Source organism: Mycobacterium sp., from assembly GCF_002863225.1.
Lineage (GTDB): Bacteria > Actinomycetota > Actinomycetes > Mycobacteriales > Mycobacteriaceae > Mycobacterium.
In genome coordinates this window covers 1-5299 of record NZ_PKEK01000113.1, presented here as the reverse complement: position 1 = coordinate 5299, position 5299 = coordinate 1, and the positions used below count along the sequence as shown (strand labels likewise).

The 5299-nt window shown below is 64.3% G+C and carries 4 protein-coding genes and 2 pseudogenes; 4 read left to right on the top strand and 2 right to left on the bottom strand.

What is annotated here, in order from left to right:
* The 3 genes and pseudogenes from CYU59_RS28935 to CYU59_RS28925 all read left to right on the top strand — a co-directional run.
* Positions 1 to 324, top strand: a pseudogene (locus tag CYU59_RS28935) (pyridoxal-5'-phosphate-dependent protein subunit beta); the annotation flags it as partial.
* Between the two features lie 399 nt (positions 325 to 723).
* Positions 724 to 915, top strand: a pseudogene (locus CYU59_RS28930) (IS256 family transposase); the annotation flags it as partial.
* Positions 916 to 970: 55 nt separating this feature from the next.
* Entirely contained in the window at positions 971 to 2206 is a 1236-nt protein-coding gene (locus tag CYU59_RS28925) for a hypothetical protein (protein ID WP_293010601.1), read from the top strand.
* 1491 nt (positions 2207 to 3697) lie between these two features.
* On the opposite strand, the gene CYU59_RS28920 is transcribed toward CYU59_RS28925, so the two are convergent.
* Both CYU59_RS28920 and CYU59_RS28915 read right to left on the bottom strand, forming a co-directional pair.
* On the bottom strand, positions 3698 to 4165 hold the full coding sequence (locus CYU59_RS28920) for a hypothetical protein (RefSeq protein WP_293010599.1): 468 nt from the start codon (positions 4163 to 4165) through the stop codon (positions 3698 to 3700).
* Positions 4128 to 4550, bottom strand: coding sequence for a hypothetical protein (locus tag CYU59_RS28915; protein ID WP_293010597.1), 423 nt, complete (start codon positions 4548 to 4550; stop codon positions 4128 to 4130). The genes CYU59_RS28920 and CYU59_RS28915 overlap by 38 nt, the downstream gene beginning before the upstream one ends.
* Positions 4551 to 4844: 294 nt before the next feature.
* Here CYU59_RS28915 and CYU59_RS28910 point away from each other — a divergent pair, with 294 nt between their 5' ends.
* Positions 4845 to 5225, top strand: a complete 381-nt coding sequence (locus CYU59_RS28910) for a hypothetical protein (protein WP_293010595.1) — start codon at positions 4845 to 4847, stop codon at positions 5223 to 5225.
* Positions 5226 to 5299 lie beyond the last annotated feature (74 nt).

Genomic DNA, 5299 nt, shown 5'->3' with positions numbered 1-5299 from the left:
GCCCCTGCAGAGGCGGTATGGGCATGTCGTGCCCTAGCTTCGACCCACTACGTCAGCGGCGGCTGGAGTGTGGGCTCGGTCGCACTTGTCGCAGGCTGGGCCGTCCGAACACACCCGCGCGGCACCACCATCGCCGCAGTATTCCCGGACGGGCCGCAACGCTACTTCGACACCATTTATAACGACGATTACTGCCGCGAGCACGCTCTGCTCGACGTCGAGCCGCCGAGCGAACCGGCGGTTATCAGTCACCCCACCGAACGCGTCGTGCAGTCCTGGACCCGCTGCCCCGTCGTCATCGACCCGGCCGCCGGAAAGCGTTGATGGTCTTCACCGGCCCCTTTCGCAGCTTAGATCCGCCGAGCGGATGTTGGCATAGCCGGTCATCGGCTGTTGGTGCTGGCCATCTTCTTCGTACCGCTGACTGTGTTCTGACTCAGTCCGGCTCGGTGCCGTTGCAGCGTTGCCGCGCCGATAGGTTCGGCAGCGCTACTGGCAGTCGGGTTGAGCTGCCGTCTTCCTTTCAAGATGAATACCGTCGTATCACAAAGCAACGGAAGGCTGGTAGCTACCCACTCAGCGTCTACACACGATTATGGGCGTCGGTATCCTCTTCGTAAACCTCGCCGCCGGCTTCATCCCGGGCGCCGCGCGGGACATCGGATGAGGCAAACTCGTTTGTGCCCGGCTGATTGTCATCGGTGTCACCAAGGGTCCCGGTTCCGCGCCGCCGGTATCGCCATGGCCTACAAGCTGATCGAGGCCGCGCAAGCCCGCTGGCGGGTGGTGAACGCGCCGCACCTGGTGGCGCTCGTCCGGGCGGGAGCCGTGTTCCACAAGGGCAAACTGCTCGAACGTCCCCTCGATATCACACCGGCCGCACCAGCTCAATCCGGCGAAACCGACGTCGGCTAATCCCGGGTTGGCGCGTCGGGTGCGGGCCGGTCGGTGCGTGTGATGGACTGCGGACATGCCCAAGAGCCATGGCCGCCGCAAGGGCGCCAAGAACCGACCGGTGCGCCGTTCACCCCGGCCGCTGCAGCCCGCGGATCTATTGCTCGGTGACGCCCGAGACATCATCGAACTCGACGATGTGCTCACCGTCGAGACGTGGGCCAGCGGTTGGCTCGGCCAGGCGTGGTCGACCGCGGCGTTGACCGAGCGTGAGCCCGAGCATCAGCTGTGCATGCAAGTGACCGGGCGAGCATGCACCACACCGTCGCCGCACGCGCTGGGCGCGGTCGCTGCGCTGGCGCGGGTCGCGCCCGCGGCCGACAGTTCGATGTTGACCGAAACCGTTGCGATCCTGGCCGAGACCCAGCCGGTGCCGGCCTGGCACACCGCCGCCGCCTGGACCCCGACGGCGGCGTGGCGGGCGGTCGATGTGTACGACAGCGAACGGGTCCTGTTCATCGACTACGACGGGCCCCAGCCGCACACGCTGCTGGCCCAGCTCTGCCAGGTCGGTGGGCTGATGATCGACAAGCTCGCCGTCCTACAACCCGGCGCCACCACCGCGTGGGACCAACTACGCGAGCTCGACGACGTGCCGATGCCGATCCGGCAGGCCCCTGTCGCCGAGGTGCTCGCCGACCTTGCGCACGCGTTGCGCATGACCGACATGACCTGGCCCCGCAACGACGACGAGGACTTTCTGGACAACCGAGCCCTGGCCTGGTCGCGCTGCCGCGACCACCTACCCGACTGGCCCAACCCCACCGAGCTGACCGAGCCGCAACGCCGCGACCTGATCCAGGACTTCGCCACCCACAGCGGGCGCGACGACCCAGTGAGCCGGTCGCTGGCCGAGCTGCTGTTGGACTACGGCGAAGGCTACATCGGCGCTGGGCCCCTGTGCTGGAGCCCCGGCGAGGTCATGCTGCTGCTCACCGACTGGCTACCCCGCAAAACCATCCTCGACGCCGACCAGCGCGCCGCCCTGCCCGACGTGCTGCGCCGGTGGGTGCGCTTCGCCCTCACCCAACACGGCCTCGACCCTGAGTGGATCGCCCCGGTGGTCGACGCGGTCGATACCTTCCTGCCCGTCTTCCACGACGCCTTCGACGACGAAACCGCCTGGGGCCCTGCCAAACAAATCGCCGCCGCCCTCACCGAGCGAGGCATCGACCTCACCGACCGACACGCGGTCGACAACGCCATCCACCAACTCAACGCCGAACAACTCGCCCACCGACTACTGCCATAAATCGCCACGCCCGAGCGCATGCGATCCACAGGTCTTAACGATTCCTCCGTACTCCGTAACCACGCTCCTCCAGGCCTTGGACTCCCGACGCGACCGGAAGTGCAAGGTGGATGAGGATCGTGCCACCAGGTGCTAACGAGCCAGCTCAGCCTGAGGGGTAGGTGCAGCAGCTACGTCTATTGGCGTCGCGCCAGGCTTGCCAGATGTGTGGCTGTACCCGACCGCGGTAGGGTACAGCCAGTACGGGCGCTGCCTGAATATGAAGCCGGCATCAGCACCGAGGCGGTTCAATTTGATTCTGATAGTAGACACACTGTTATCGAGGATGCAGACTCATCGCGATAACGAGGGAACGGTTCATTCAATAACGGCTCGGGAATATCTCGAGGCACGCGCAGCCAGTGCCGAGGCCAGAAGGCGTTCACGATGAAAGAGTTGTTGAGCAAGGAAATCAGTTTACTTGTGGCACTTGGGGTTACGCCGTGGGTAATCCTCAACCCCCCCGTGGCCCAGGCCGGGCCGGGCGGCTCCGTTCCAGGCCCCGGCTTGTGCGACTATCCCGGTGTTGGCGGAAGCAGTTTCGAGGGGGGGGCCGCGACGTACTACTGCGATTTTCCTATCGAAGAGAACAGCACGCATTGGCACTGCGAATATGGCGGATGGAACCTAGGTGGTCCAGGTGGCAGCTCCTCCGTCGGTGGAACTTTTATGGGTTTTGGGATAACCATTCCTGCAGGCGACTTCGGGGGTGCTGCGGGTGGTTGTTCGTGGCGCTGGCCGGATAACACTATCGGCCCTGCACCGAACCCACCGGGCGCGTGGAAGAACTACTTGGTGCCAACGCCGCCACCACCGGAACATCGGGCGCCGTCGACTCCACCGGCTAAGCCAGCGTCCGGGCCACCGCCAGTAGAGAATCCTAATCTCGGCGATGAGCCACAGACACCGGCCTACACTAATCCCGCGTTGCCGAATCCCGGCAGGACTCAGAACCCGCCAACTTAGCTCGCGCCGGTATTGTGCACTGGGCGGGTGCCGTGCTGCAGCTGTTGGGGATGGCACCGTGCTAGTACCGTTGCCGGGATCACTTGGTCAATGGGCATCCTCAGTACCTGTTCAATATCAACGCAGCCGCGCATCCGTTGCCCGCTGCAGCTCGGGCTCGTTGCGTGGATGGAGCATTTGCTCACGCCCCGGCGTCGACGCGCGAACGTCGGCGGGCGACCATCCCCGTGATGCATCAATCAATATGCCCCGAAACCTGGTCCATGCATCACGTAACGAATGCCCGCGAAATCGGGGTCAGCTGGCGGTCTTGTTCTTGATGCGGATGCCGCATCTGACCTCGGGCAGGGCGGTTGGTATGGCGGCGTGGTAGAGCTGTTCGGTCTTGTCCTTGGCGAGTCTGAGCAGGGCGGCTTGGAGGTCGGCGATCTGGCATGCGATCGCGGCCGGGTTCAGGCCGTCGCGATAGGTGAGTAGCTCCGATCCTTAGGCCGGTGAAAGGACCCAGGCTGCCAGCAACCGGTTCAGTGGGGTCATGGGCTCGTCGTAGAGCCGGCGGCGCCGACCGTCGCGACTGGAGCCGTAGCCGATGAATTTGATGGTGGGGGTCGGGTAGTTGAGTCGGTCATTGACCAACTTCCAGAGTCGGTTGAGCACCACACGTTCCTCGTCGGTGTCATAGCGGTTGTAGAACCCGTACTTGCGCACGAGATGGTTGTTCTTGGACTCGGTCGTGGCCTGGTCGTTCTTCTTGGACGGTCGTGAGCGGGTGAAGAAGATCTCCATCTGCGCGGCCCACTTGATGACGGCCTGGTTGCGGAACTCGCTACCGTTGTCGAAGTCCAAACCGGTTACCTCGTAAGGTATTTCGTCCACCCCCGCCATCTGGGCACCGAGGATGTGGGTGTGGGCGTTGTTACGCACGGTGCGGGTGAAGACCCAGCCGATATGCATATCGGTGAGATTTAGGGTGCGGGCGAACCTCACCTTTGAAGTTGGCCCGCAATGCGCGACGGTGTCGCCTTCGAAAAACCCCGGTGATGCCTCGACCTCGTCGGGTTGCCTTGCGGATCTTGATCGACGACCGCAGCAACGGAGAAGCCTTGGTGGTCCATTGCCCCTTGATCTGGTCGCGGACCTTAGCGCCGCGCAGGTAGCGGTCGATCGAAACGCTGCTCATCGCCAACAGCTCGGCACGCGCGTCGGAGCTGTAGCGGTCCTGGCCAGACACCAGCTCGCCGTGGCGTTCCAATGCATCCAGCTGCGCCCCCGGCGGTCGGGTCGCGGCCCTCAACCGGCGCCGAGCATTCTCACGCGACCAACCGGTGACCTGCACCACCTGATTTAGAATCTGACCCCTGTCCACCTTCGTGGCCTACACATACGCCTTGTACCTGTGGTGATCTCGGCGTGAGACGACATCGACAGCCCACTCTCTATGCCTGGCGAGAATCACCGTCTCGCGGGCATTTTAAGTGATGCACCGAAGGCGTTCCGGTTTCGCGGGCGTTTTTAGTGATGCTTGGCGATCCCTCGACAAGGCCAGGACTCGCGAGTACCGTATGGGGGTATGGGGTACATGCGGACACGGGCGGATGCTCGGCATGTTGCCGCATGGGCGCGGTCTGCTGCCATGGCGGCCATTGCCACCGCAGTCGTGATGTGGGTCCTTGTCATCGGCGGGCACTTCGAACTGCGATCCGAGGCTTCTGCGCCGCATCCCGCGCACGCCGTGATTACGGCACTGGGCGGCGAATACACTGTCAATGTCGACCACCCACATCTTGTTGGCGGCGACGCCCTGGGCGCACATCCTGAGGAGCTCGCGGCCGCGGTGTTGTCGGACTCGTCGTCCACCGCCTTGGCCGCGCTGGGTCTGGTGGTGGCGGTGGTTGCTGTTGCGGCTTTGCTGGCCCACCGTGTGGTGCTGGCCGGGCGTGGCCCGCCGCGCGGGTTCGCCGCTGTTCTTACCGGTCACGATCTCTTGACGCGGTTCTCTGTTTCTCGTCGCTGATCGGTCAGCGCCAGGTCGTTGTGCTATGCCACGACGGCCGGTGGCCGCTGTCCGTGTCAACGGCCGCATCTGGC

Coding starts and splice junctions, on each gene's coding strand:
- CYU59_RS28925 (WP_293010601.1), top strand. CDS start 971: ATGCCCAAGAGCCATGGCCGCCGCAAGGGCGCCAAGAACCGACCGGTG.
- CYU59_RS28920 (WP_293010599.1), bottom strand. CDS start 4,165: ATGCATATCGGCTGGGTCTTCACCCGCACCGTGCGTAACAACGCCCAC.
- CYU59_RS28910 (WP_293010595.1), top strand. CDS start 4,845: ATGGCGGCCATTGCCACCGCAGTCGTGATGTGGGTCCTTGTCATCGGC.